Origin of the sequence: Pseudoalteromonas sp. S16_S37 (assembly GCF_014694405.1) — a bacterium.
Classification (GTDB): Bacteria; Pseudomonadota; Gammaproteobacteria; order Enterobacterales; family Alteromonadaceae; genus Pseudoalteromonas.
The window spans coordinates 59,948-84,288 of record NZ_JAAUWV010000013.1 but is presented as its reverse complement, the minus strand read 5'-3'; the positions used below and the strand labels follow the sequence as shown (position 1 = coordinate 84,288).

The following is a 24,341-nucleotide window of genomic DNA, read 5'->3' as shown; positions in this document are numbered from 1 at the left end:
GCGCTTGGCTTCATCTCGCTAGGGGTGTGCATTCTAAGCATTCCCTATTTTTTGTCAACACTTAATTTTTAAGATTTCAAAAGAAGTTTAAACATTAAGTTTTACTCGACGCTGACTCGTTGTTGCTTTGCTTAAGTTGCTCAGCGCTCCGTGTCAGTGGGGTCGCATTATAGGGCGATCCTTTTTTTGATCAAGTGTTTTTTTCAAAGATCTTTCTATTTGGACAGATAATGAGCGTTTTTGATAATTAAGTTCTTTTTTGCCTATTTTTAATGCAATTTTCTGAGCTATATCTATTTTTATTATTGCGAAGTTTATTAATCTCGTTAAGATAGCTTCCTTATTTGTTAAATTAATGTATACCCTCTGTTTATTGGTAACCTTATTATGAAATCATCATCTCAAAAGTCTTATTTAATTACCGTTATACTGGCTATTATTGGATTTATCGTAATGCAGCTATTATTTTCTAGCATCCAAGTCAGTACTCCAATTGTATTTGCTATTGGTATTATTATTGGCGGCTTCGCCGTTGCTTTCTCTACATCTCAACCTTCTTCAGGTGAAAAAAGTGAAGTCACCACTAAAACTTTGTATGTAGGCAATCTACCATATAAAGCAAATGAAGGCGTTGTACGTGAACTATTCGCTCAACAAGGGCAAGTATTCAGCGTTCGCCTACTAAAAGACAAAAATACAGGCAAACGCCGCGGCTTCGGTTTTGTGGAAATGGCAGAAAAAGACGCCGACAATGCTATTTCACAACTGAACGACAAAGAGTTTCAACAACGTACCTTGAAAGTACGTGCAGCAAAACAGAAACAGTTTGATGGTGAAGAAGAGGAAGAAACTAGCAATTAAGTCCAATTGCTTTTAGTTCAATGTGATCTTTATAAGTCAACTTTTCAGGGGCCGTTGCATAAAACTGTAGCGGCCTTTTATTTGCATCGCTTATCTGTTCCAATTTATCGCTAAGTAAAAACCTAACACGCTTTGCAATTGCAGCGCCTGAGTCAATCAATTGAACATCATATCCATAATATTCACTCAGTTGTTTCTTTAGTATGGGAAAGTGCGTACAGCCGAGTACGATACTGTCGACTTGCTCATCAATACCGATCAACGCCAACTCTCGGTTAAGTAAATCGACATCAATAGTCTCTTGCCAATATAGCTGCTCAGCGAGCGACACCAACCTTGTGGAGTGATGCAAATCTACCTTACAGTCTTTTGCGTATTCTTTAATAAGTGAATTGGTATAGGCGTTATTTGACGTCGCAGGCGTAGCAAGCAAAGCAATATGCTTCTTTTTACTACTTAGTGCCGCGGGTTTTATCGCTGGGACCACCCCTACAATTGGTATGTCGGTTATTTCACGGGTTGCCGCCAATGCATGTGTAGAAGCTGTGTTGCAGGCTATAACGATAAGGTCAACAGAATGAGCAAATTGCTCGGCACGTTTCACCAAGCAAGCCAAACGTGCTTGAATTGTTTGCTCCGATTGCAAACCGTAGGGGAGCAGCGCATTGTCCATCACATAACTATATTCTGCATTGGGTACCAACGATTGAATATGTTCTAAGACACTCGTTCCACCTATGCCTGAATCAAAAACTAAAATGTGCGGCAAACTACTGCAACTCCTCTATATTTTGCACCTGCAGCAGTTTGCCATGACAAACCTTAAAAATAAATTACTTCTTGTCTTGCTCTCGAATGTTTAACTGCTCAAAAAAGCCTTTCGCATAATCCAAAAACTCATTTAGACGATTTTGCCCTTCATTGATCCAAGCTAGGATATCCGGCAGCTGCTGCTCAATTCCGAGTTTCTTACCTTGTCCGTGAATATTCTCTAATTGTTTGTCTAGTGGCTGAAGTTCTTTTTCAATTTCTTTGACTGGATTAGTTTGCTGATACTGACTAATCGCTGCTGTAGTTTTAGACTGACGAAGGTCCATGGTGAAATTGGCTATTTGTTCGCTCTCAATATTCAGCGATTTTGCTTTTTCAAATGCATCGTTATAGGCACCTGAAAAGAAAGAGTCACTGACATTACGCACGTCTTTCATCATTTCATTAATTGCTTGCTGCTCTTCGAGGTTTAATTCACCATTGATGACTATAGAAAAGCTCACTTCATGATTGCTTTGTTGACCTATAGCTAGTCCATGGTCATTGCCTTTTTGACTGTATGCAGCCGCTTTTGATTCTGAACGTGCATCATTAAAGGTGATTTTTACTTCATCACCTTCAGCTGTTGTAAAACTGTATTCAGCCTGGTTCGATAAACTCGCGTACTGTGCTTCGCTCACTTGCATTGACTGGAATTTAGGGCTAAACAATGACTCTTCAAATTCATCTAACCCTTTAAAGATACCTTCTTTTGCCTTTTCAATACCCTGCTCTATCTCATCGTTAAACGCATTAACGCCTTTTAATTCTTCAGTTGCCTCATCGATACCCATTTGCACTCCCTTGCGAGCAGCGCCTAGCATCTCTTTGAGCATGTCATCATCTTTGCCGTCGACTTTTGCACGTTTTACAGCCGAAGTAACAAAGTCTAATACATTTTTGGTTATTGCTTCGAAATCGAATAATGGCTTTTCTTTTTCCGCCTTCTTCTCTATACCCAAAGCTTGGGCTAATTTGTCATCTAAAACCATTGCAGCCAGTTTATTTTTGTCTCCAAAATAACTATCTGAATTCAGTTTAATACTCGGCACAAACGTATTAGGTTTGTTCATTTTGTTTGTCATTGCTGGGTTAAGCAATTGATGTAATTGTCCAATTTTCATAACATGGCTCCAAATATCGCGGTCACTTTGCTTAAAGCACAACCACCCGTTCCTTGTTATCGGCCCAAATAAGCTAAGCTGTAGTGTTTTAGTATAAAAAAGAAACAATTTTTATGCGATAAACTGGACAAATTCACAATGCTCCCTACAATAGCGCCTCTGGTTTTGTAAGGTACTTGTAATTATGGCTGTCATTCTGATCGATACTTCTGTCTACGAGCAACAGCTCGCAGAAAAACAACAACGCATTAGCGAGCAATTCGCGAAATTCAATGCACCAGAATTGGAAGTGTACGGCTCACCTAAAACGCAGTATAGGCAGCGAGCAGAATTTAGAGTCTGGCATGAAGATGATGATTTATTTCACATCATGTTTGATCAACAAACCAAACAAAAAATACGCGTCGATCAATTTGATCCGGCTGCACCTTTGATACAAGAAATGATGCAGGTCTTGATGGATAAGCTGCGTCATAATGAAGTGCTAAGACGAAAACTTTTCCAAATCGATTACCTATCAACACTCAGCGGTGAAATTTTAGTGAGTCTGCTGTATCACAAAGCATTAGATGAACAGTGGCAAACCGCAATGCAGCAATTGCGTCAAGAATTACAACAGACTTATAAGATTGACTTTATCGGCAGAGCGAGAAAACAAAAAGTAGTTTTTGGTGATGACTTTGTAACCGAGAAATTGACTGTTAATGGTCAAGATTATATATATCAACAAGTTGAAAATAGCTTCACTCAACCTAACGCAAAAGTAAATGAGAAAATGCTTGCTTGGGCTCAGTCGATATGCGCGCCGCTTAAAAATGACTTGTTAGAACTTTACTGCGGTAACGGTAATTTTTCTATCGCACTGGCGGGCAGTTTCAATAAAGTTCTAGCAACAGAAATATCAAAATCGTCGGTACATTCTGCGCAATATAATATTGCGGCCAATAAAGTTGAAAATCTAGATATCATTCGTATGTCTAGTGAAGAATTTACACAAGCTATGAAAGGAGAGCGCTCTTTTTCAAGGCTTAATGGCATCAACCTGCAAGATTACAATTGCCAAACCATTTTGGTTGACCCACCTCGTGCAGGAATGGATGAACTGACATGCCGATTAGTGGCAAACTATGACAACATTATTTACATTTCTTGTAATCCAGACACATTGGAACGTGATCTAGAACTACTTTGCGAGACACACACAGTGTCACGCATCGCTATTTTTGATCAATTCCCGTACACCCATCATGTTGAGTCTGGTGTATTTTTACAGCGCAAATAAGCCCTAATACCTGCCCTAACCTCTGTGGTTGGGGCAGGTTTAAAACAACGTTAAATATCTTGCCCCCATCTAATTCGTATCCATGTAACAATATTAATTAACCTGAGCTCTGGATAATAAATCTATCTCCTGCGACTACTTTCAACGCTAACGGCGTTGAATTTACTTGCAATAGGCCTACTATTGACGCGTAAATTAGCCTTGTTATCCCTGAAAGTTTCCGAATGCAGACTATTCGTAGCCCAATAAGGTGGTATAGCACATTTTGAAAAGCAACTCGTCCAATCTTGATGATATGCTTATTTACGAGCCTGCTTGGGATTCATCAAGTACTGTTTTAAATATCTTTGGCTAACAACCTATTGGTCCAGCAGGTATTATTCTGGAGCTGCTCAGAAGCGGTGTCGTTTTGTATTATGGCTTTGGAAGTAGCGGTAGTTTGGTTCGTTTATTTTAAATAGCAAAAAGCCTCATTACGAGGCTTTTTAATCTTACACACTAAGTCACTATTACTTAGCTGCTAAGTAGTTGATCAAAGCACTGATCTGCTCAGGTGTTGTGGTTTTAGATTCACGCAATAGTAACTTGTATTTACCATTAACAATAAACGTAGGTACGCCTGTTAGCGCGCCCTTATCTTGTAATTGCTCTTGCATACGTGTCATACGAGATGCCTTGGTGCGCACAGAAAAACTTTTATACACTTTATCAAAGTTGTCTGCATCAACACCTTGTGATACAAAAATATCTTTTATATCAGCAAGCTCATTGATTTTTCCACGTTTGGTGTGAATATGAGAAAACAATGCAGATACGATGGCATCTTTTTGAGGTAATACCGCCGCCGTAGCTAATGCATTTGCCATCATCTCTTGCATTTCTGGGTCACGGGGACCAACAAAATTAACATGGCTCTTTTTAAACTTTACGTCTTTATCTAATTTTGGCTTAAACTCTGCAATTAATGGTTCAAAAGCATTACAGGCTGGGCAGTAAAACGAAAAGTACTCCGTTACTTCTGGCTTTTTAGTGCCACGCTCAGACACCACTTCATAATGCACGCCTTCTTCAAATTGCTGCGCGGCATTCGCTAGCATAGGTAGCATAAGTGCCACGGCTGCTGCTTTTATAAACTTCAACATATCTATCTCCAATTCTTATTTTTCTAGTAAGTATTTTACCAGTGATTCCAATTCAGCTTGGCTTTTCAGCTCTCGCACATTTATTTTGTACTTGTTATTGACAATAAACGTAGGCACACCAGTTAATGCGCCCAATTTACCAAACAGTTCTTGCTGTTCTTGCATTTTCTTCTCTGCTGCAATAACCAGCATGCTGCTCATGCTTTGGTCGAACTCTTTTTCACTTATACCATTAAGTTCAAGCAGTTTTTTCAGATCTTTAATATCTGCTAGGTTTGCATGTTTCTTGTGAATACTATCAAAAATCTGTGCAGCAATTTGTTTACCCTTGCCAGCTTGTTGCGCGATTATGTAGGCATAGCTTAGATTGCTTTGTACTTGTGCAGGCATTCCACCCAAAAAGTTCACATGACTTTTTTCAAATTCAGCTCCCTCGGGTAAGCTATCTTCAAGCGCTATGGCAATAGGCTCAAATTGATAGCAGTGTGGGCAGTAAAAAGAGAAAAACTCAGTTACTTTTTTAGTCTCGCTTTTAGTGTTTTCGATAGTCTGATAGTGTTTACCATCAGTAAAATCAGCTGCATTCACGGCAAACGCTAACAAGGGTATAACCAGTAGCAAAAGGGATTGTTTTATTGTTTTAAACATAGATATCTCTCAATTTTTATGGAATTAATCTCAGCGCAGGTTCATGTAACGTGGCAAACTGTTCTTTTAGTGCCAATATCTGTTGTTCCCAGTATTTGTCAGTTGCAAACCACGAAAAGTTCCGTGGAAAAGCAGGATCTTGCCAACGAGTTGCTATCCAACTCATGTAGTGCACCATACGCATAGCACGCAGAGGCTCAATTAAATTTAACTGACGCTGCTCAAACGTATTAAATTCTTCATAACCCGATAGCAGTGTATCGAGTTGTACTATCTGTTCTTGTTTATCGCCATTTAACATCATCCAAAGATCTTGGATCAAAGGGCCTTGACGGCAATCATCAAGGTCAACCAACATTAAATGATCACCTGACCAGAGAATATTGCCAGCATGACAGTCACCATGCAAACGGATCTGCTCAACTTGCTGATATTCTTGTGCTGTTTTTTCTATCAAGCGTTCTAGAATCGTGACAAAAGATGTTTCTAAGTGCATCGGTAATAGCTGACTTTTAAGTAATGCATCCTTTGCGCTGTATAAATAGTCCTGGCAATTAATCGTGGGCCGATGTTTGAATTGTTGTGTTCCAGCAACACTGTGCATACGACCAATGTAACGCCCTAATACTTCTAGTTGGTCTAAATTATCCATCTCAAACTGGCGTCCACCAACACTTGGGAATAATGCAAATCGGTAGCCTTGGTAATGCAATAAACTATCACCATCGCGCTTTATTGGCGCAACCACAGGCACTTCAGCATCTTGCAAACAAAATGCAAACAAATGCTCTTCTGAAATTTGCTCGTCACTCCAACGATGTGGCCGATAGAATTTAGCAACATAGCGACAATTATCATCAGCCTTAAACTGATACACCCGATTCTCATAGCTGTTTAGAGCCAATAGACCTGACTCAGGATATATCCCAACGCTCTCAATGGCATCTAAAATGAAATCGGGGGTTAGATTTGCAAAGCTAAATTCGCTCATAATTCTCTCTGTTATAAAAAAAGCGGGTTAACCCGCTTTTATCTGTCAGCTGTAGTGTACTGAACTATTTACCTTTAAAAAAGTTCGTCTGCTGTGTTAAGCGACTATCAGGCTCGTCAACGAGATAAATTGAAAACTCAAACTCCGTTACCGGCTTTTTCAAATCGTATGGGTCAATGACTATCGATAAGGGAACGTCCATCGAACGACCAGCATCAACAGTTATCTGCTGCTTTCCTAAAAACTTAAAGTTACTCAAACCCACGACATCAATATGATATGTTTGAGACACTTGTGCCTTGTTAATTATTTTTAAGGTGTAAGTGTTTTCAACTAGTCCATCAAAGTTGACCCGATAAAGTTGGTTTCTATCACGAATAATATCCAACTCCATGGGTTTTCGCATGGCGATGTTAGCTACAAGCGCACCTGATAAAACCAGTAAAATACATAAATAACCAATTAATTTACCACGCACTGGTTTGGTCTTTTCAGCTGATGTTTCTAAGTTTCGCTCAGTGGTATAAGAGATAAGCCCTCTTGGATAATTCATTTTATCCATTACGCCGTCGCAGGCATCTATACAGGCGCCACAGTTAATACACTCGTATTGCAAACCGTTACGAATATCAATACCTGTAGGGCACACTTGAACGCATAAATTACAATCAATGCAGTCACCTAACTCAAGATCCTTAGGATCTTGTTTACGTGAGCGAGGGCCTCTTGATTCGCCGCGTTTAGCATCATAACTTACGGTAAAGGTATCTTTATCAAACATGGCGGACTGAAAGCGTGAATATGGACAGATGTGCAAACACATAATTTCGCGCATCCAGCCTGCATTACCATAAGTACATATGGCAAATACTAAAATGCTGACTGTGGCATAACCACTGGCAGAAAAAGTAAGTAAGTTTGGTACTAACTCACGTATCGATGTGAAATACCCCACGAAAGTAAGTGCGGTATATAACGAAAATAACATCCAGCTGCCATGCTTTGCGGTTTTTCGCCAAAATTTATCAAAGTCCATTTCTCGTTGATCGAGCTTTTTGCGCTGATTTGCGGTGCCTTCAAACTTTTCTTCAAACCAAATAAAGATAAAAGTCCAAACCGTCTGAGGGCAGGTGTAGCCGCACCACACTCGGCCATAAAAAGTAGTAACTAAAAATAATGCAAAGGCTGCGATCATAAGTATGAACGCTAAAATGGTTAAATCTTGGGGTAATAAAGTCAGGCCAAATATATTGAATTTCTGCTCAAATAAATCAAACAATACGGCTTGCTGACCATTAAAGCTAAGCCAGGGTAAGAGCATAAAAGCCAACATACCAACAAAGCCTATTCGCTTTCTCAGTAATTGATGCAGCCCTTGAACTGCGCGCACGTAAATTCGATTTCTTGGATTAAACCGATCCGGCTGTAAATTATCCGGCTTTTGAATTTTTACCTCTGAAGGGATATTTTTGACTTTTATTTGCTTGTCCATCGAAGCTCCTTAGGCCGCCATGATCGACTGTTACTTGCTACAGTAACCTTAACTAGATTAGGGATATTATACGCAAGCTTGCTAGGTGATTGATACCATAGAAGTCATTATTGACTAATAAAACAGACTGCTGCTCTTTTTATAGCACTGTCTGTACACTATCTAAACTTGCTTTTTCTCACGCTATTTTATTACACTCCAAACGGTATAACCCTATCGAGATCAAAGTTGTCGTCATTATGAAAAAATTTTTAATTTTTGTGTTACTCATCGTTGCGCTATTCACAACTGATATTGAAATGATCAAACAACCAAGACAGCAATTTCTCGAAAAGAGCATAGCTATGCTTAGTGAGTCTACTAAGGTGCAACGACCAAGTGCCGCAACTCGGGCGCGTACCCGTATAGATCAGCAGATCCAACTAACAGACAAACAAGCCGCACATTTAGATGAGGAACTTGCGACTGATCTCGCCATGAAAAAGTTTTTTCAACAATACTGTGTAGAAAGAGAAATGAGCTTGTATTTTTTCACTGACAAGCTGGAGAATATTTGCGACATTATAGAAAATGCTATGCAAAGAACAGGATAACGATAATGGATTTTAGCCAATTTAATAAACAACGAGCCGCGTCCTTCAATCAGCAAAAGCAATTGCTAAAAAAGCTCAGTGCAGGACAAACCATGCTGTGTGAAACATGCCAAAAGCCGTTGAAGCTCAATTTAGCTGTAGAAGTCAGTCAAAAGGGACAGGTTTGTTGTGAGCAAGGCTGCACGCAAATTGAACTAGAAATCGCTTAAAGGCCTTCGCTAAAGCCTTCGCTAAAGCCTTCGCTAAAGCCTTTGCTAAAGCAATCACTTAAAAACCTTCCTCGTCATCGTACAAGCCGCTTTGCAGAGCAACCGCCTCGATTAGCTCAGCGTAGCCCTGTGCAAACTCTTGGGCTAGCTGTGCTTGTTGGTCTAAAAATACAGACTCATCGCATTGGCTTTGCGCACAGTATTGAGACACTTGGCTATGCTCCAGCGAGAAAAATGCCAACTGCTCGGTGGCCATTTGCAAGGCTTCTTTAAGCTCAGAGCTGAGCTCATTTGAAGCTTGTAGCTGTTCAAAATAACCTTGCACACCACTTAAGAAACCCATACTCCAGAGTTGACGCAACGAATACTCAGTATCATTGAGCCAAGGCAATTGATAAGTCCCAGCAAAAACCTGTTCTGTGATTTGGTGATGTAATGCCATATAAGCAAATACCACCGACTCATCGATATCTTGATCATGAACGGTGATCTCAGCTAACCACTGCTCTACCTCTACAGCATTCGGCCCGCAAATAGAGGCAAACAAATAGCCCTGCACCCAACTTAAAGGCATAGCCCCTTCCCTTTGGCTAATATAGTGCTCTAAAAGCTGGCGATGTTCAGGAGTAAAACTAAATTCAAGCATAATTTATATTACAGGTTAACCGGGTAACGGCCTTCACTATCTGGACGCCCTAAAAACTTAACGGCGTCGTGTACTTCTTTTGGTAAAGACGCTTCAGGCTTAATATTGCCAGCGACACGAAACTGAAAGTTATCGGCAAGTACCGCATCAGCTTGTAAACCTAAACGGTTATCAGGGTCGACCAATACTGCGATATCCCCTGATTTACAACTCAACTCGCCACCAAGCTGGCCGATATCAAACCAGCCTGTAAGTCCTTCAACGGTAATACCTGGGCTTCTGATCTCACCTTTAAGTGCTTCACAATAAGGGGTACCACTGTGGTAATTATCAATATCTAGCAGTACTCGCCCTTTGGCTTTTACGGGTAGAGGCAAAGTCACTTGTGACATGGCTTGCTCAACGCTAAAACGTACTGATGTATCAGATAGCCAAATACTTTGATCCATCAAACCAACAGTAAAATTGCCTCGCCCAGAGATATCTGATTTATCTCTCACATTGCCAAAACGCACATTACCTTGCATATGGCCAAGTAGTAGGGCTGGTGCCTCGATATTCCAACGAACGTTATTTAACTGTACGTTACTGGCTCTAATTTCACTGACTTGGCCCTGCCATAAGGTGCCGCTCACTGCACCTATTTGCAAGCTTGGTGGTAATTGCTTACCCACCAATTGTAATGCCACTGAAGCGGGCATGTTGTATGCCGTGAATAGGCCAAAAGCCACAATAAAGATAACGATTAAACTAATTGTTTTTTTCATATCAATTCTCTAACAACAAACGGCTCACACGCACATAGCCAGGGGCGGTATCTTGTGCCAGATCTAGGCTATCTATTTTCACACCATGTTTATTAGTCAACTCATCTAACCAAGCAACCAACTTATTAAACTCGACCGAATCAATCGTCAGTCTTAGTGTATTATCGCTAGGCTGCATTTTACTGATGTTAACTTGATATTGACCACGAGTACGATTAACCAGTACCGATAAATTGCTTGTACTGACTGCTTGATGCGTTGATGCGCTACTTTTTAGTTTTACAACACTGTTATTGACCCAAGCTACAAGCTCTTGATAACGCTGTTTATCACTTTGCGCTTTTTCCACAGCGGCATTGAGTGGTTTAAATACCCCCATAACCAAGAAGAAGATAATGAATACAATAGCGGCAACAATGAGCAGCTTTTGCTCTTGCTCTTTCAGCGACTGCCAATACTTTAACGCTTGCTCTTTCATGCATCACCTCGTAGTCGAATTTCACCAATCACGACATCGCCATCATTATTTAATGACCCCTGCTGCACTTCTAATCCACGCTGCTCCAAAATTGCTTTAACTTGCCCAAATACTTGGAAGCCACTTGCGCGCGCGCGAATTCTCAACTCGTTTCTGCGACGATCGTAACGCAATGTCTCTGGCGTGAAATTTTCAACTTCGCCGTACACAGCCACTAAATGGTTCGTCAATTCCAAGAATCCACCTTGCTCAGCGTTACCAAGCCCAGCAAGCTCTCCTTCAATTTGCTTTTTCAGCAGATGCGGACGTACAACTTTGCCAGGAAAAGCTTGTTGATAAACAGCCACCGCTTGTGTTTTAAAGTCATCAGCCTGCTTTTGCAACATCACTAACTGGGCACCTTTAACCACCACAAAACAGCCGACAGCAATACTTGCGGCCAATAATCCACTGCGCCAATCTCGCCACCATTGCGGTTGTTTTTTCTTTGCAGCAAACACACCTTGGCGTAAGTTAAACGAAACATTTCCTAATTGCTTTGCAAATAGCGCTAGAGGCAAATCATATTCGGCTTCTTTTGCTTCTTTTGGTGCAACATCAGGCACCCCCTCAGCAGGGCTGTAATGAACAATTTTGCTTGGCGCTAAGGCATAGAGATAATCTGCACCCCAGCTTTTTTCTATTGCACTGATGTGCCAGTGTCCCAAGCGGCAAAGCCATTGCTGACCAAGCTCAATCATTGATAATGCATTATCTTGTTGCTCTGGTAGTAGCAATGCATCTGGCACCACTCGCGCCAGTTCAATACCAAGTTCGCTGAACAACTTTAACCAGCCTTTAAGCCATTGCTTATTACAAATTGCAACTTCGATACAGTGCTTTTCACCATCCATTACCGGTTGACCAATGGCGATGAACAACTCATCCACATCACACGCAATTTGTTCCTCAAGCATAAATGGCAGTGCTTGTTCTAATTTTCGGTTCCACTTAGTCGGTAAAGCCACACGCTTTAGCTGCACTTGAGAAGCGCTCAGCAGTAAAATTACCTCCCGGCTAGCAGCTTTTTCCGATAGCTGCTCAAGTTGCTCTGCATTGTCTAATTCACCACTGGCAATGATCTGTTCATCCGAAGATGAAAACACCAACCAATGAATCGGTTTATTGTGTGACTGATCCACTCGGATCACTAATTTTTCTGTCACTGTACGCCTCCAAATTTTCGCGCCAGTATGGTTGCTCGACCTTGATTTATTTGAATAATTGAGGTCATTGAAAAGCGTCTATCATCAAATAGCGCTTTTGCGCGTAACTTAAAATAATTGCTATTTACGGTAAATAATTCGTTGCTTTGCTTATCAACTTTAGCGCCTTGATTCCTTGCCTCGACAAAAAAATCTTCAATATTATCAAAACCTTTTTCTGGTCTTGCGGCTATTACAGCTTCAGCACCCGAGGCACTCAACCCCTCTAATAGCCCGCTTAACAATAACGCCTGCTCAGTCTTGATTGTATTTACATTTACTTTTAGTTCAGTGTTACCCGGAATAACACACACATAAGGCAACAACTTCTCCATCACCAAGGGGTTAAACCCTTTTATCACCCTAAGTTCAGACTCAGATGCCATTAAGTTATTGGCACTTAAATAAGGCGTGGTTCTAGACATATATTCATCTTCTTCTGCACCAGAGCGAAACGTAATGCTATCTTCATCAAGCCAATCGTAAACGCTGTCAGCCAACGCTTCCTCGCTTTCTTGTACAGGTAAGTCTTCAATGCTGTTTAACAGTGATAACAACGCGGTATGTGCTGGGTTAGTATCGCTCGTGCTACTACCTTGCTTTTTTGGTGCTCTTAGCGCATTCAAATTTAAACATGCCTGTAAGTCGGTTACTTCGCCGCTTAACGTGCCATGATCGACAGGATACGGCACATCACTTAACGCCCAAGGTTGTCCGAGGTGTACTTTTTCCGGCTCTTCTTTTTTGCTCTCTAACAGCACTTTTTTAACTAGCTCTTCAGCACCATAGCTATACCATTTAGCTTGCTGGTGAGTTTGAATATTTTGTGCTCGCTGTACTTGCACCATTAAATTAGCGGCCATTTCAGCAGCGACCGTTGCCGCTAATGCGACAATAAATAACACGATGATAAGCGCTGCGCCGCGTTGTTTTTTGATCATTTACGGCCCTCAAAATCAGAACGCTCATCTTGGTTATCATCATTAGTGCCATTAGTGCTATCGCCATTGCTACTATCATCATTAGTGCTATTGCGAGATTGCCCACTGTCACTTTGCGCTTGTTGTTCTTTACCATCACCAGGGGTCAAAAATAAACGACGGATAGGCGGCGCCCCTTTAACTTGCAGTGTAACGGCAACAGCAACCGGTAAAGCTTTCTTTTTCCAGTCTTCTTGCCACTTTTGCTTGTCGTCCATAAACTCAAATTTGAGTTCTTCAATACCTTCAATGACAACTTGAGAACGCGGTTCAGCGCCATCAAGTTCGTCCACATAAATACGATATATACGTTCTAAGTTGTCATCGACAACCCGATAACCTACCGCTTGTAACTCGGAGCGAGGCAACAAACTAATGGGGTTCGTCCAACCATCACGAACAAAAGCAATACCATCAAATTGACTTTGTAATTCATAACGCCCGTGTATTATGTATGTGGGACTGACATCTCCGGCCTCATTGCGAACTTCACGTTTCGTCATTTGGCTAAAATCTTGATCCATTAGCCGAAAGGTTGTCTGTAAGGCTTCAAGCTCGGCAATAGTCGACTCTGAAGCTTCTTTGGCTTTAAGGGTCGAGTCTAATATTTGGTGAGTCGCCATAACCACAAACGCTAAGATGCCCAACGCAACCATAACTTCAAGTAATGTAAAACCGCGTTGGCGCATTACGACTTATCCTTGAGCATGAACGTGGTTAAGTCATAGACCGAATGCTTCAACGCTTCATCACTAAATACTTCCACGGTTACTTTGACAAAGCTAGGATCTGCCGTTGCAGTGACTTTTTGCTGCCAATACCAAGTTCTTTCAGCCAGCTCTTCTTCGCCTTTTTGGCCATTGCTACTTGACCACTTGTCACCGCCAGCACGCATTTCTACAAGGCGATTTTCAGCAACCCATGAAGCGTAGGTTTGCTCTTCAAGCGTTGAAATATGCGTAATATGTTCGCCAGTCGCTTGCATAGCGGCAATGCCCGCCATAGCACAGATACTCATAGCGACCATCACTTCTAATAATGTAAAACCACGATTATTGCGCACCATTATTCAGGCTCCATACGCAAATTAACTGGCGCCATAAACTCGCCTTCGATGAAATAAACAGGCTCATTTTGCTCAGCCAGTTCAATCGTGATCTGAAAAGCACTCACTTCCCCTGAAGACAAAATCAACACCTGTGGTACTTTACGCTTTTTTAATTCTAATAAACTTTCATTGTCGTCGGTGCCCATCAACTCGCGCCAGTTAGATTGCTCTAGCAAGTTATCTTGAGACCAAGATAAATCTTCGATTTTTAACTCAACTCGGTACTGATCAGTAAACTCAATGGGCTTGTATAACTCTTCGGACTCTAAAGGTGTCCATTTGTCACCGTCAAACACCAACAGTTCAAGTATGTTCTTATCTAAATGTAAGCCCAACTCAACCTGATTTAGCACAGCAAATTCAGAAGCCATGTTAAGTACACTGTGAGTACGCAGTGCCTTTTTTTCCAACTCTTCTTCCATATCGCCACCAAAGCTGTATGTAACCATTTTGGTTGCAAATGCAATGATAACGATCACCACAAGGATCTCAATTAAGCTAAATCCTTGCGGGTGTTTTGCTGTGACATGTCGCGGTGACAAATTGCTCATAGGAGATTATTCGCTACTTCTCTTCGTCCCAGTTGCCGATGTCATCTTCAGTGCCCACTTCGCCATCTGGACCCATTGAGAAGATATCAATTTTACCCATTTCGCCTGGGCTTACTAATTGATATGGATTACCCCATGGATCTTCAGGCAGTTTAGAAATAAAACCACCTTCAGGAAAACGCTTTGGCACAGGGTCGATTGTTGTTTGTGTAACAAGCGCTTCTAAACCTTGCTCCGTGGTTGGGAAGGCTTTATTTTTTAGCTTGTACATATTCATTGCATCTTCAAGTTGCTGAATATCTAAGTGCGCTTTATCAATAGCGGCTTCTTCTTGTGACCCCATGATATTTGGAGCAACGATAGACATGATCATACCAATGATCACCAATACCACCATTACCTCTAGTAATGAAAAACCTGATTGTTTATTCACGATATTTTCCCTCAAAGTTAAATACTTAATGCGCATGTGAGTGACATGCTCAAGTGTTATCTTTGACTACAAACCAACTGCTTTGTTCATAGCCATAATAGGTTGTAAGATAGCCATTACGATGAACAGTACGATCACTGCCATACTGGCTATCATCGCTGGTTCTAACAGCTTAAGTGACACACTCACCATGCTTTCAAACTCTCTATCTTGGTTGTTGGCAGCACGTTCTAGCATCTGTTCAAGTTCGCCTGATTTCTCACCGCTGGCTATCATATGCAGCATCATAGGTGGGAACAACTTGGTTTGATGTAATGCAGCTCGCAAACTCGCGCCTTCACTGACACGTGTTGCAGCTTCAGCTACGGCCGCTTTAATTTTTTCGTTTTCAAGTACCTGGCCTGCTATCTTCATGCCCTCTAGTAATGGCACTGAACTTGAAGACAAAATACTCAAGGTACGGGCAAATCGTGCAGTGTTTATACCTCTGCTCACCTTTCCTATACCAGGTAAAACCAACAGCTTACTATCAAACCAAAAGCGTACTTTTGGCTGCTGCAAAGCACGTTTCATCAATACCACACTACCTATGATGACAATGAGACTCACAAGCCAATAATCTTGCACAAAATTACTCGCCGCCATCACCCATTCCGTCGTCCACGGTAAAACCTGATTAGACTTCTCGAACGTTTTCAATATTTTTGGTACTACAGTACCTAGTAATACCGACACAATGGCAATCGCAAAAACCACCAAAATAGTTGGATAAACCATAGCTTGAGTAATTTGACTACGCATGTGCTGGCGCTGCTCGGTGTAATCAGCTAATCGATTTAATACTTGATCTAAATGGCCTGATTTTTCACCCGCAGCAACCATTGAACGGTATAAATTATCGAATACATGTGGGAACTCAGACATACCGTCAGCTAAGGTATAACCTTCAACTACTTTAGAGCGTACCGACATAAGCATTCGTTTTAAACGAGGCTTTTCACATTGCTCGGCCACCGCCATCACTGCCGCTTCAACGGGTAGTGCAGATTGGATCAAAGTCGCCAGCTGACGCGTTATCAAAGCTAAGTCGGCAACGGATGGTTTATAACCTTGAAAAAGCTTAAATCCGCCACCGGGTTGTTGCTTATCTCGCTCTGCGGCAGGCGATACTTCAAGAGGCATCATGGCTTTTTCACGCAACATTTGCCTTACTTGCTTCGCCGTATCAGCCTCTAAAATGCCTGACTTTTCCTTGCCTTTTGCGTCTAAAGCGCGATACTCAAACGCCGCCATAACTACCCTTCCTCACGCGTTACGCGTAATACTTCTTCCAAAGTAGTTTGACCTTTCAGTACACGAGCAAGACCGTCTTGACGAATACTTGGGCTGTGCTTGCGAATATACTTTTCTACTGCCTGCTCTCCCTTACCATTATGAATAAGCTCACGAATGGTCTCATCCACAACCAGTAACTCATGGATACCAGTACGACCCTTATAACCATTAAAGTTACATTCTTCACACCCGACTGCACGATAAATAGTAGGAGCGTTATCAAAAGGTTGCCCTAATAGCTCACACTCTCGCTCATCAGCAAGATGTGCTTCTTTACAGTTTGGACAAAGTGTTCTTACTAAGCGTTGTGACAGTACCCCTAACAGTGACGATGACAACAAGAACGGCTCAACACCCATATCTTCCATACGCGTGATGGCGCCAGCTGCGGTGTTGGTATGCAGCGTTGACATCACCAAGTGACCTGTCAAAGATGCTTGCACGGCGATTTGACCTGTTTCTAAGTCACGTATCTCACCCACCATTACCACGTCAGGGTCCTGACGTAGGATGGCGCGTAAGCCACGAGCAAAAGTCATATCCACTTTGGTATTTACTTGTGTCTGTCCGATACCTGGAATCTCGTATTCTATTGGGTCTTCAACAGTAAGGATGTTACGGTCTCGTGAGTTTATTTGACTCATACCCGCATACAACGTGGTACTTTTACCAGAACCGGTAGGACCTGTTACAAGAATAATACCGTGTGGTTTGCTGATGATGTCTGCAAACAGCTCGCGGTTTCGCTCTGTCATGCCCAAATCTTCGAGGTTTAAGCGCGCATTGTTCTTATCTAGTAGACGCAGTACAACACGTTCGCCAAAGCTTGATGGCATGGTTGAAACACGCACGTCAACAGCACGCCCTGCGATACGCAAACTAATACGACCATCTTGTGGAATACGCTTTTCAGCGATATCCAATTTAGCCATAACCTTAATACGAGATACCAACAAAGAAGCTAGCTTACGGTTAGGTTTAAGAACTTCTTTGAGCACACCGTCAACTCGAAAACGGATCACTAAGTCTTGCTCGAAAGTCTCGATATGAATATCTGACGCGCCTTCTTTGATTGCTTCACTAAGCATCGCATTGATTAGCTTGATAATGGGTGCATCGTCGTCGGCAGCAAGTAAGTCTTCGGTTTGCGGCAACTCTTCAGCCAATGAGAACAAATCCACTTCGTTGCCAATATCTTCCATCATCTGCTGAGTTTCGGAGCTATCACGCTGATAAGATGCTTCGAGGAGCAATTCAAACTTGTCATCTTCTAAATGCTCAAGTTTAAATGCCTCACCCGCTATGCGACGCACTTCTAACAGCGTTTCTACCTTCAATTCACCACGATAGTAAACGACCAGTCCATCCGCTTGCTGGCTCAATAACATGCCTTCACGGCGTGCATAACCAAATGGCAAGCGCACAGGTGAGTGCGCAATTTGTTCAGACTGTTCGAGTACTTCGGCAGGCATATCTGTTGCGGATAGAGCGCTAACCGACATCTCTGTGACCGCTTCTACCTTACTCTCAGTCATCATTACTACGCTCTTTATTATTTTGTTCGTTTAAAAACTCTTCGTACGTTGGTGGCAATACCAGCGCATCATTCCACTCAGGCAATACTGGTGTTGTCTCAAACGGCATCAAGTCGATACCATCATCCTGTTGAATCTTCTGCTCGCTACGAATAAAGTTATATTTAGAATGGCTTAGCTGATTCATGCTACGGCTATCACGGATAATGGTCGGACGAATAAATACCAATAAGTTACGCTTACGCTTAGTAGTACCCGTTGATTTGAACAGGTGACCTATCACGGGAATATCACCCAACAGTGGTACCTTTGAGACGCTTTCTTGTACATCTTCGTCAATCAAGCCGCCCAAGATCACCATGCCGCCATCATCTGCGATAACCGTGGTATTTATGGCACGTTTGTTTACTGAAATATCAACGGCAGTTGCACCACTGACACTCGATACTTCTTGCTCAATCGTTAATTGCACTGCACTGCCGTCATTGATTTGCGGGGTCACTTTTAACTTAATACCTACCTCTTGACGGTCAACCGTTTGAAACGGATTCGAGTTATTATCACCCGATGTTGAGCCAGTAATAACTGGCACCTCTTGACCAACAATCATCGACGCTTCTTCATTGTCCATGGTGGTTACTGAAGGAGTAGCTAGGATATTTGATTTGGTATCCGTTGAAATTGCCTGAACAATCGCCCCCCAATCGTTTTTGACAATACCCATCGCCAAACCATTTACGCCACCAAGCAATTTACCGAGCGGCCCTAAGTCGCCTTCTACCGTTTTAACCGTATTTGATACAGTATTGTTATCTGTACCAACAATGGTGCCTTTGACCTCTCTATCACGCGCTTGTTGAGCAGCTACTGCCAATGAGCCCACGGGCACTGCACTACCGTTGTTAAACTGTAGCATCCCACCTTGTTCTGAGATCCACTGTAAGCCAAAGTTAATACCATCACTTTCATATACTTCAACAACTATCGCTTCTACTAGTACTTGAGCACGGCGAATATCTAACTTTTCAATAACTTGAGACAAAGAACGCATGGTATCAGGCTGTGCCGTAATAACCAATGAATTTGAGTCTGGATGCGCTTCAATGCTGGTTTCATTTTTATTAGCACCGCGGGTTTTAGTAGCACCGCCTTGTGCATCTTCTTGGAGTGTTTTGCTCACACCTTGCAGCACTTTTACCAAGTCTTCGGCTTTGGCATAGTTAAGATAAAATACTTTGGTATTACCTTGATTTTCTAACTCATTGTCTAAGCGTCTAATTAAATCTGTTGCTCTGGTACGCGCTTGTGATTCACCACTGACAATGACGCTGTTAGTGCGGCTATCAGCAACGACTTTTGGAATCAGAAAATCGGGAATAGCCCCCTTACCACTGTCTTTATAAATATTATCAACAACCGACACGACGTCATCTGCAGTAGCATGGTTTAGCTTCACAATATCTACGCGCTTATCACCGGCTTGGTCTACTGATTTGATGATATCAACCAAACGGTTAACAGATGCAGCGTGACCGGTAAGCATCATCACGTTTGCTGAGTTTAGGTTAGTGACGTGACCGCCATCTTTTTGATCGCTAAATTGACGAATGAGTGGACCAAGTTCTTGTACGCTCACATTTTTAACTCGTACAACTCGGGTGATCATCACATCTCCATTGCCAGCTTCTTCACCTTCAACTAACGGTACATTGCCTTTTTTACCATCAGAGCTGCGCACAATCTTCAATACGCCACTTTCCATTTCGGTCACTGAGTAACCATACACTTCAAGTACGTTTAAAAAGAATTGGTAGTACAGTGACTCATCCATTAACTCATAGCTACGAACGTTAATGTTACCGCGTACATTCGGGTCGATGATGATGGTTTTATTTAGATTCTTACCAACGATATTAATAAATTCGTTAATATCAGTGCCTTTGAAGTTGGCAGCATACTCAACGGCAGACACAGAAAGCGACAAACCAGCTGCTAACATCAGAGCTGCATATCTAGCTAACCCTTTTTTGACTTTTGTGAGGTGTAGCTTTTTACCCATTATTTTTAAACTCCAAATTTATTATCGTTACAGGCTAAATTGCACGCTCATGACCTGACCATCACGCTCAACCGTAATAGTGGCGTCAGTGCTGTTTCTTAGCTCATTCATGGCTGCCATGGCCTGTTTCATATCCGTGAGTTGATAACCGTTGATAGCAACAGCTAAATCATTATTTTTTAATCCCATCTTGTTAAACAACGCAGGATCTTTACCCGGGCTCAAGCGATAGCCCAAAAGCTCCCCTGAGCTTCTGTACGGTGTGATGCGAATGTAATCGAGCAGCTTACCTGGGTCTTTTAATAATTCTTCTTTTTTCTCTACTAATTCGCTGGGAACCGTTGTGCGTACAAGCCCCGAACTTTTTTCAGGCGTTTTTGGCGCAACAGGCATAGCAACATTTTTTGAGTATTCCAAGCCATCTAGCATCAGCGTCTCAAAACGGCCACTGACATCTAAAATAACTCTATCAGGTAATACTTGCGCAAGCTTAGCACGAGTGCCCTCTATCGCTTCTTGCACTTCATAAGTCGCTTGACGACCTTGAGATTCGATAATTGCCAGCCCCGCTCTATCATTCTGACTGACAGCCACTATCCCTGTCAGACGAACATTCAATGCAGTTTGCGGCGCATCAGAGACAATGGCTTGCGGCTGTTCGACTGGCTTGCTTTGCGCATTACCAAACAGGTTCTGTTGAATAATCGCTTGGCTGTTAACTGCTGAGCTGCTAGATGCATACACGGCAGACATTGAAGGCAATGGCGCAGTAACCGGTTGCGGCCACAACAACCAAAACAATTGAGATAATAAATAAGCAATATAAACAACAGACAAATAAACCACTAAGCGGCTAAGTTTGGCATGCGGCAGCGCAAGTAATGCTTTTTGTAACTGTTGTAATTGTAGTTCCATATCCGTCTATTCTTATTCTGTTGAGCGACCCAGTGTACCTTTTCGGTGAAAATACAACAAGCGCGCTAATATGACAGTTTACGTTTGCTGTCTAATCTTGTCGCTAGCCCTTCGAACACTGAAAGTCGCAAGAGTTCCACACGCTTTTTTTGAACGTGGAAATATGCTAAATTTGCATCATTATCACACGTTCTTCATGGTTAATAAATTGTGACTAAGAAATCCCCCGAAAAACCCAAGCAAAATGAGGCCATTAGGCTAGATAAATGGCTATGGGCTGCACGGTTTTACAAGACTCGAGCACTCGCTCGAGAAATGATACAAGGGGGTAAAGTACACTATAACGGGCAACGCTGTAAACCCAGTAAATGTGTTGAAGTTGGTGCAAAGGTTAAGCTAGCACAAGGGTTTGACGAAAAAGAGGTAACCATTTTAGAGTTACTCGATAAGCGTCAGCCAGCTGCACTTGCTCAGCAGCTATACCTTGAATCGGAACAAAGTATTGAAAAGCGTGAACAAAACGCAATAGCACGCAAAAACAACAGCTTTTTTGCACCACATCCTGTTAACAAACCGGATAAAAAGCAAAGACGCGAATTACTCAAATTAAAATCAAGCTAGGATTTAATACATGCAACCTGATTTACTACACCGCTATATTTTCGAAAAACTCGATGTACGCGGCGAGCTGGTACAAATCGATCATACCTTTAATGAGATCATTGCAGGACATAACTACCCACAAGCCGTTCAAGCGCTGCTTGGCGAGTTATTAGTTGCGACCAGCTTATTAACTGCAACTTTAAAGTTTGAAGGCGACATTGCTGTACAATTGCAAGGCGATGGTCCAGTAAAGTATGCCGTTATTAATGGCGACCAAAAGCAAAACATGCGCGGCGTAGCAAGGTTACAAGGCGAGATCACCGGCTCAACAGTCCCAGAGTTAATGGGTAAAGGCCATATGGTCATTACTATCACGCCAACAAAAGGCGAACGTTATCAAGGTATCGTGCCTTTAACATCAGACTCACTGGCAGCTTGCTTAGAAGATTACTTCACCCAGTCAGAGCAATTAAAAACACGTTTGTGGTTTGCTACTCGTACAAGCGGTGAACGAGTAAAAGCATCAGGCTTGTTCTTACAGGTTCTTCCTGTTGATAAAGAAAAGTCTATTGAAGACTTTAATCATTTAGAAGCTTTGAGTAATACCATCAAAGATGAAGAATTACTCGACTTAGATGCACAAACAGTGCTTACGCGTTTGTACCATGAAGACAATCCTCAGCTTTTTGAACCACAACAAATCAACTTTGTGTGTGGCTGTAGCCGAGAAAAAACCATCAATGCATTGGTTAATGTTGGTCAAGAAGCGCTACTTGAAGATGTCAAAAAGCAAGGCGAGATCAATATTAGCTGTCACTATTGCTTAAAGAACTACACTTTTAATGAAGACCAGATAAAAGCAATTTTTAACTAAAATAGCCTTTGTGTCCGTTTCCATTATTAAGCCGTCAAAATGACGGCTTCAGATTGATGATAAACCCCGCTTTTTTTAAGCGGGGTTTATTTTTCCCTGTTGTTGGGCTGTTTTCTCTGCCGTAAGTTTCAGCGTTGGTTTTTTGTGTTGGCTAGGCTAACTATCGTGATTTAGTGTGTCCAAGGTCGTTTTGAGGGCTTTTAGGGGAGAGTTTTCGAGGTTTTTTGCTAGTGTGCAGCCATGAGCGCCATTTTCTTCATATTTTGACATGCCGCTGCTAACAAGCACTGCGCAGTCACTTTTGGCAGGCCTCTATATCTGCAGTAGCGATGTCTATGATGTTGTTTCGCATCAGCGAAGCTTCTTTCTACCGTTTCGGCTCGTCGTCGATAGAGCTTTTTACCCCAGTCGCTCAGTCTAATCGCATTGGCGTTTTCTACGCTCGATTGCCAAACATGCCTCGTTATAACTTTGGTTTGATTTTTACTGGCTGTACATTGATTTCTGACTGGACAGCGTCCACATTTGCTCGGGTCGCAATAATAGTGACGATAGCCTGTTCGGCTTGTTGCTTTGTAGATTAGAGTTTCACCTTGCGGGCACAGGTAAGTATCTGTATCGGCTTGATATTGATACTCCCGCTTGGCGAAGTAGCCTTTCTTTTTATTTGGTCTTCGGTATCCCAGTACGCCAACTAATTGCCTTTCTTCCAGATTGTGGCATACCGCGGCGGTAAAATAGCCTGCATCTAGCCCAACCGCAATAGGGTTTATCTCAAAAGTATCGAGCGCTCTGTCGAGTCGACTGATAATAGGTTGTGAGTCATGGACATTGCCTGCGGTAGCGTGTGTATCAACAATAATGCCGTGTTTACCATCCACAATTCGATGGTCTAGATAGAAGAACCCTTTTGGCTTTTCATCCCGTACCATAAACCCGCTATCTGGGTCGGTGCGGCTGACTTTGGTTGGTTTTGTGCAAGGTGTTTCTTCCTTACACTTCAGGGGCTTTTTTCCTTCATCCTCCCGGTCTTGCAGTACTGCTTCGTTCAATTGCTCTACATACACTGAAGGACTGACTTTTAAGTCTTCTATATCATAGCGCTTTTTATTGGCATTGGCTTTGAGGTGTGTACTGTCAGCAAATAAGCTATAGCCACCTATGAGTTTTTGCTTCATCGCTTGGCGGACAATGTTATCGAAGATGGATTGATAAATGTTGCTGTCTTTAAAGCGCTTTATGCGGTTTTGGCTTAGCGTCGAGTGGTGGATGACATCTTCAGTTAGTCCCATGCCTAAAAACCAACGATATGCGACATTGACTTGGATTTCCTTAATCAAGCGACGCTCGCTTTGAATGCCAAACAGGTATCCAAGAAATAAAATCTTGAACATTCGCACAGGGTCAACCGCTGGGCGACCATTGTTTTTACAGTAGAGATGGGCGACTTCATCGCGGATGAATTCGAAATCAATCGCAAGGTCAATCAGGCGAACTAAATGGTCTTTTGGAACCAATTGGTCGATAGCGACCATTTCTAGTTCATATTGCTGAGGGGTTTTGTCTTTAAGCATGGTGAACTCCCTAAACTCACTACGCTTATTAGATCAAAGGGCTAGATCTGTGTCCAGCCCTTTTTCAACAGTCTGAAGCCGTCAAAA

At 42.2% G+C, this 24,341-nt stretch carries 26 protein-coding genes; 6 read left to right on the top strand and 20 right to left on the bottom strand.

Annotated elements, in window-relative coordinates; genetic code table 11:
- The first annotated feature begins 387 nt into the window (after positions 1–387).
- On the top strand, positions 388–861 hold the full coding sequence (locus HC733_RS08675) for an RNA recognition motif domain-containing protein (RefSeq protein ID WP_190364663.1): 474 nt from the start codon (positions 388–390) through the stop codon (positions 859–861).
- On the opposite strand, the gene murI is transcribed toward HC733_RS08675, so the two are convergent.
- Together murI and HC733_RS08665 are read right to left on the bottom strand one after the other, a co-directional pair.
- Complete coding sequence (gene murI, locus HC733_RS08670; protein ID WP_190364662.1) at positions 851–1,630, bottom strand: glutamate racemase; 780 nt, start codon at positions 1,628–1,630, stop codon at positions 851–853. The two genes, HC733_RS08675 and murI, sit on opposite strands and share 11 nt — an antisense overlap.
- 64 nt (positions 1,631–1,694) lie before the next feature.
- On the bottom strand, positions 1,695–2,795 hold the full coding sequence (locus HC733_RS08665) for a DUF5610 domain-containing protein (protein WP_190364661.1): 1,101 nt from the start codon (positions 2,793–2,795) through the stop codon (positions 1,695–1,697).
- Between the two features lie 184 nt (positions 2,796–2,979).
- Between HC733_RS08665 and trmA the strand changes: the two genes are divergently transcribed.
- Positions 2,980–4,077, top strand: a complete 1,098-nt coding sequence (gene trmA / locus HC733_RS08660) for a tRNA (uridine(54)-C5)-methyltransferase TrmA (protein ID WP_190364660.1) — start codon at positions 2,980–2,982, stop codon at positions 4,075–4,077.
- 509 nt (positions 4,078–4,586) lie between these two features.
- Here trmA and HC733_RS08655 read toward each other — a convergent pair.
- The 4 genes from HC733_RS08655 to ccoG all read right to left on the bottom strand — a co-directional run bounded on the left by HC733_RS08655 (position 4,587) and on the right by ccoG (position 8,350).
- The gene (locus HC733_RS08655) at positions 4,587–5,219 is read right to left on the bottom strand and encodes a thiol:disulfide interchange protein DsbA/DsbL (protein ID WP_190364659.1); all 633 of its coding nucleotides are present in this window, start codon (positions 5,217–5,219) and stop codon (positions 4,587–4,589) included.
- A 15-nt stretch (positions 5,220–5,234) separates the two neighbouring features.
- Positions 5,235–5,867, bottom strand: coding sequence for a thiol:disulfide interchange protein DsbA/DsbL (locus HC733_RS08650; RefSeq protein ID WP_190364658.1), 633 nt, complete (start codon positions 5,865–5,867; stop codon positions 5,235–5,237).
- A gap of 16 nt (positions 5,868–5,883) precedes the next feature.
- The gene (locus tag HC733_RS08645; protein ID WP_190364657.1) at positions 5,884–6,858 is read right to left on the bottom strand and encodes a serine/threonine protein kinase; all 975 of its coding nucleotides are present in this window, start codon (positions 6,856–6,858) and stop codon (positions 5,884–5,886) included.
- 64 nt (positions 6,859–6,922) lie between these two features.
- Positions 6,923–8,350 carry a cytochrome c oxidase accessory protein CcoG gene (gene ccoG, locus HC733_RS08640; RefSeq protein ID WP_190364656.1) on the bottom strand — a complete coding sequence of 476 codons (1,428 nt, stop codon included), beginning with the start codon at positions 8,348–8,350 and terminating at the stop codon, positions 6,923–6,925.
- A gap of 239 nt (positions 8,351–8,589) precedes the next feature.
- Between ccoG and HC733_RS08635 the strand changes: the two genes are divergently transcribed.
- Positions 8,590–8,943 (top strand): hypothetical protein, encoded by a 354-nt coding sequence (locus HC733_RS08635; protein ID WP_190364655.1) that lies wholly within the window; start codon positions 8,590–8,592, stop codon positions 8,941–8,943.
- 5 nt (positions 8,944–8,948) lie between these two features.
- Positions 8,949–9,152, top strand: a complete 204-nt coding sequence (locus HC733_RS08630) for a hypothetical protein (protein ID WP_190364654.1) — start codon at positions 8,949–8,951, stop codon at positions 9,150–9,152.
- Positions 9,153–9,210: 58 nt separating this feature from the next.
- Here the strand turns inward: HC733_RS08630 and HC733_RS08625 are convergent, their stop codons facing one another.
- From HC733_RS08625 to gspC, 13 genes are all read right to left on the bottom strand, one after another.
- The gene (locus tag HC733_RS08625) at positions 9,211–9,798 is read right to left on the bottom strand and encodes a UPF0149 family protein (protein ID WP_190364653.1); all 588 of its coding nucleotides are present in this window, start codon (positions 9,796–9,798) and stop codon (positions 9,211–9,213) included.
- 8 nt (positions 9,799–9,806) lie between these two features.
- The gene (locus HC733_RS08620; protein ID WP_190364652.1) at positions 9,807–10,565 is read right to left on the bottom strand and encodes a type II secretion system protein N; all 759 of its coding nucleotides are present in this window, start codon (positions 10,563–10,565) and stop codon (positions 9,807–9,809) included.
- A 1-nt stretch (position 10,566) separates the two neighbouring features.
- A complete protein-coding gene (gspM, locus tag HC733_RS08615; RefSeq protein ID WP_190364651.1) occupies positions 10,567–11,043 on the bottom strand; it encodes a type II secretion system protein GspM in 477 nt (158 codons plus the stop codon).
- A complete protein-coding gene (gspL, locus tag HC733_RS08610) occupies positions 11,040–12,248 on the bottom strand; it encodes a type II secretion system protein GspL (protein WP_190364650.1) in 1,209 nt (402 codons plus the stop codon). Before gspL ends, gspM begins: the two co-directional genes overlap by 4 nt.
- Positions 12,245–13,228: a type II secretion system minor pseudopilin GspK gene (gene gspK / locus HC733_RS08605; protein ID WP_190364649.1), complete on the bottom strand. Its 984-nt coding sequence runs from the start codon at positions 13,226–13,228 to the stop codon at positions 12,245–12,247. Before gspK ends, gspL begins: the two co-directional genes overlap by 4 nt.
- The gene (gene gspJ, locus HC733_RS08600) at positions 13,225–13,956 is read right to left on the bottom strand and encodes a type II secretion system minor pseudopilin GspJ (protein WP_190364648.1); all 732 of its coding nucleotides are present in this window, start codon (positions 13,954–13,956) and stop codon (positions 13,225–13,227) included. The genes gspK and gspJ overlap by 4 nt, the downstream gene beginning before the upstream one ends.
- Positions 13,956–14,333: a type II secretion system minor pseudopilin GspI gene (gspI, locus tag HC733_RS08595; RefSeq protein WP_190364647.1), complete on the bottom strand. Its 378-nt coding sequence runs from the start codon at positions 14,331–14,333 to the stop codon at positions 13,956–13,958. The genes gspJ and gspI overlap by 1 nt, the downstream gene beginning before the upstream one ends.
- Positions 14,333–14,926, bottom strand: coding sequence for a type II secretion system minor pseudopilin GspH (gene gspH / locus HC733_RS08590; protein WP_190364646.1), 594 nt, complete (start codon positions 14,924–14,926; stop codon positions 14,333–14,335). Before gspH ends, gspI begins: the two co-directional genes overlap by 1 nt.
- A gap of 13 nt (positions 14,927–14,939) precedes the next feature.
- The gene (gene gspG / locus HC733_RS08585) at positions 14,940–15,359 is read right to left on the bottom strand and encodes a type II secretion system major pseudopilin GspG (protein WP_342366002.1); all 420 of its coding nucleotides are present in this window, start codon (positions 15,357–15,359) and stop codon (positions 14,940–14,942) included.
- A 66-nt stretch (positions 15,360–15,425) separates the two neighbouring features.
- A complete protein-coding gene (gspF, locus tag HC733_RS08580; protein ID WP_190364644.1) occupies positions 15,426–16,652 on the bottom strand; it encodes a type II secretion system inner membrane protein GspF in 1,227 nt (408 codons plus the stop codon).
- Positions 16,653–16,654: 2 nt separating this feature from the next.
- Positions 16,655–18,166 carry a type II secretion system ATPase GspE gene (gene gspE / locus HC733_RS08575; RefSeq protein ID WP_190364664.1) on the bottom strand — a complete coding sequence of 504 codons (1,512 nt, stop codon included), beginning with the start codon at positions 18,164–18,166 and terminating at the stop codon, positions 16,655–16,657.
- A gap of 55 nt (positions 18,167–18,221) precedes the next feature.
- Positions 18,222–20,288, bottom strand: coding sequence for a type II secretion system secretin GspD (gene gspD / locus HC733_RS08570; protein ID WP_190364643.1), 2,067 nt, complete (start codon positions 20,286–20,288; stop codon positions 18,222–18,224).
- A gap of 27 nt (positions 20,289–20,315) precedes the next feature.
- Positions 20,316–21,203: a type II secretion system protein GspC gene (gspC, locus tag HC733_RS08565; protein ID WP_190364642.1), complete on the bottom strand. Its 888-nt coding sequence runs from the start codon at positions 21,201–21,203 to the stop codon at positions 20,316–20,318.
- A 210-nt stretch (positions 21,204–21,413) separates the two neighbouring features.
- Between gspC and hslR the strand changes: the two genes are divergently transcribed.
- The gene (gene hslR, locus HC733_RS08560) at positions 21,414–21,824 is read left to right on the top strand and encodes a ribosome-associated heat shock protein Hsp15 (RefSeq protein ID WP_190364641.1); all 411 of its coding nucleotides are present in this window, start codon (positions 21,414–21,416) and stop codon (positions 21,822–21,824) included.
- A 10-nt stretch (positions 21,825–21,834) separates the two neighbouring features.
- The gene (hslO, locus tag HC733_RS08555; RefSeq protein ID WP_190364640.1) at positions 21,835–22,680 is read left to right on the top strand and encodes an Hsp33 family molecular chaperone HslO; all 846 of its coding nucleotides are present in this window, start codon (positions 21,835–21,837) and stop codon (positions 22,678–22,680) included.
- 227 nt (positions 22,681–22,907) lie between these two features.
- Here the strand turns inward: hslO and HC733_RS08550 are convergent, their stop codons facing one another.
- A complete protein-coding gene (locus tag HC733_RS08550) occupies positions 22,908–24,254 on the bottom strand; it encodes an IS1182 family transposase (protein WP_190364639.1) in 1,347 nt (448 codons plus the stop codon).
- Positions 24,255–24,341: the final 87 nt, after the last annotated feature.

Excerpts from the sequence above, each read along its gene's own strand:
- HC733_RS08675 (WP_190364663.1), top strand. The coding sequence starts at position 388 with ATGAAATCATCATCTCAAAAGTCTTATTTAATTACCGTTATACTGGCT.
- HC733_RS08665 (WP_190364661.1), bottom strand. The coding sequence starts at position 2,795 with ATGAAAATTGGACAATTACATCAATTGCTTAACCCAGCAATGACAAAC.
- trmA (WP_190364660.1), top strand. The coding sequence starts at position 2,980 with ATGGCTGTCATTCTGATCGATACTTCTGTCTACGAGCAACAGCTCGCA.
- HC733_RS08655 (WP_190364659.1), bottom strand. The coding sequence starts at position 5,219 with ATGTTGAAGTTTATAAAAGCAGCAGCCGTGGCACTTATGCTACCTATG.
- HC733_RS08650 (WP_190364658.1), bottom strand. The coding sequence starts at position 5,867 with ATGTTTAAAACAATAAAACAATCCCTTTTGCTACTGGTTATACCCTTG.
- HC733_RS08645 (WP_190364657.1), bottom strand. The coding sequence starts at position 6,858 with ATGAGCGAATTTAGCTTTGCAAATCTAACCCCCGATTTCATTTTAGAT.
- ccoG (WP_190364656.1), bottom strand. The coding sequence starts at position 8,350 with ATGGACAAGCAAATAAAAGTCAAAAATATCCCTTCAGAGGTAAAAATT.
- HC733_RS08635 (WP_190364655.1), top strand. The coding sequence starts at position 8,590 with ATGAAAAAATTTTTAATTTTTGTGTTACTCATCGTTGCGCTATTCACA.
- HC733_RS08630 (WP_190364654.1), top strand. The coding sequence starts at position 8,949 with ATGGATTTTAGCCAATTTAATAAACAACGAGCCGCGTCCTTCAATCAG.
- HC733_RS08625 (WP_190364653.1), bottom strand. The coding sequence starts at position 9,798 with ATGCTTGAATTTAGTTTTACTCCTGAACATCGCCAGCTTTTAGAGCAC.
- HC733_RS08620 (WP_190364652.1), bottom strand. The coding sequence starts at position 10,565 with ATGAAAAAAACAATTAGTTTAATCGTTATCTTTATTGTGGCTTTTGGC.
- gspM (WP_190364651.1), bottom strand. The coding sequence starts at position 11,043 with ATGAAAGAGCAAGCGTTAAAGTATTGGCAGTCGCTGAAAGAGCAAGAG.
- gspK (WP_190364649.1), bottom strand. The coding sequence starts at position 13,228 with ATGATCAAAAAACAACGCGGCGCAGCGCTTATCATCGTGTTATTTATT.
- gspJ (WP_190364648.1), bottom strand. The coding sequence starts at position 13,956 with ATGCGCCAACGCGGTTTTACATTACTTGAAGTTATGGTTGCGTTGGGC.
- gspI (WP_190364647.1), bottom strand. The coding sequence starts at position 14,333 with ATGGTGCGCAATAATCGTGGTTTTACATTATTAGAAGTGATGGTCGCT.
- gspH (WP_190364646.1), bottom strand. The coding sequence starts at position 14,926 with ATGAGCAATTTGTCACCGCGACATGTCACAGCAAAACACCCGCAAGGA.
- gspF (WP_190364644.1), bottom strand. The coding sequence starts at position 16,652 with ATGGCGGCGTTTGAGTATCGCGCTTTAGACGCAAAAGGCAAGGAAAAG.
- gspE (WP_190364664.1), bottom strand. The coding sequence starts at position 18,166 with ATGCCTGCCGAAGTACTCGAACAGTCTGAACAAATTGCGCACTCACCT.
- gspD (WP_190364643.1), bottom strand. The coding sequence starts at position 20,288 with ATGGGTAAAAAGCTACACCTCACAAAAGTCAAAAAAGGGTTAGCTAGA.
- gspC (WP_190364642.1), bottom strand. The coding sequence starts at position 21,203 with ATGGAACTACAATTACAACAGTTACAAAAAGCATTACTTGCGCTGCCG.
- hslO (WP_190364640.1), top strand. The coding sequence starts at position 21,835 with ATGCAACCTGATTTACTACACCGCTATATTTTCGAAAAACTCGATGTA.
- HC733_RS08550 (WP_190364639.1), bottom strand. The coding sequence starts at position 24,254 with ATGCTTAAAGACAAAACCCCTCAGCAATATGAACTAGAAATGGTCGCT.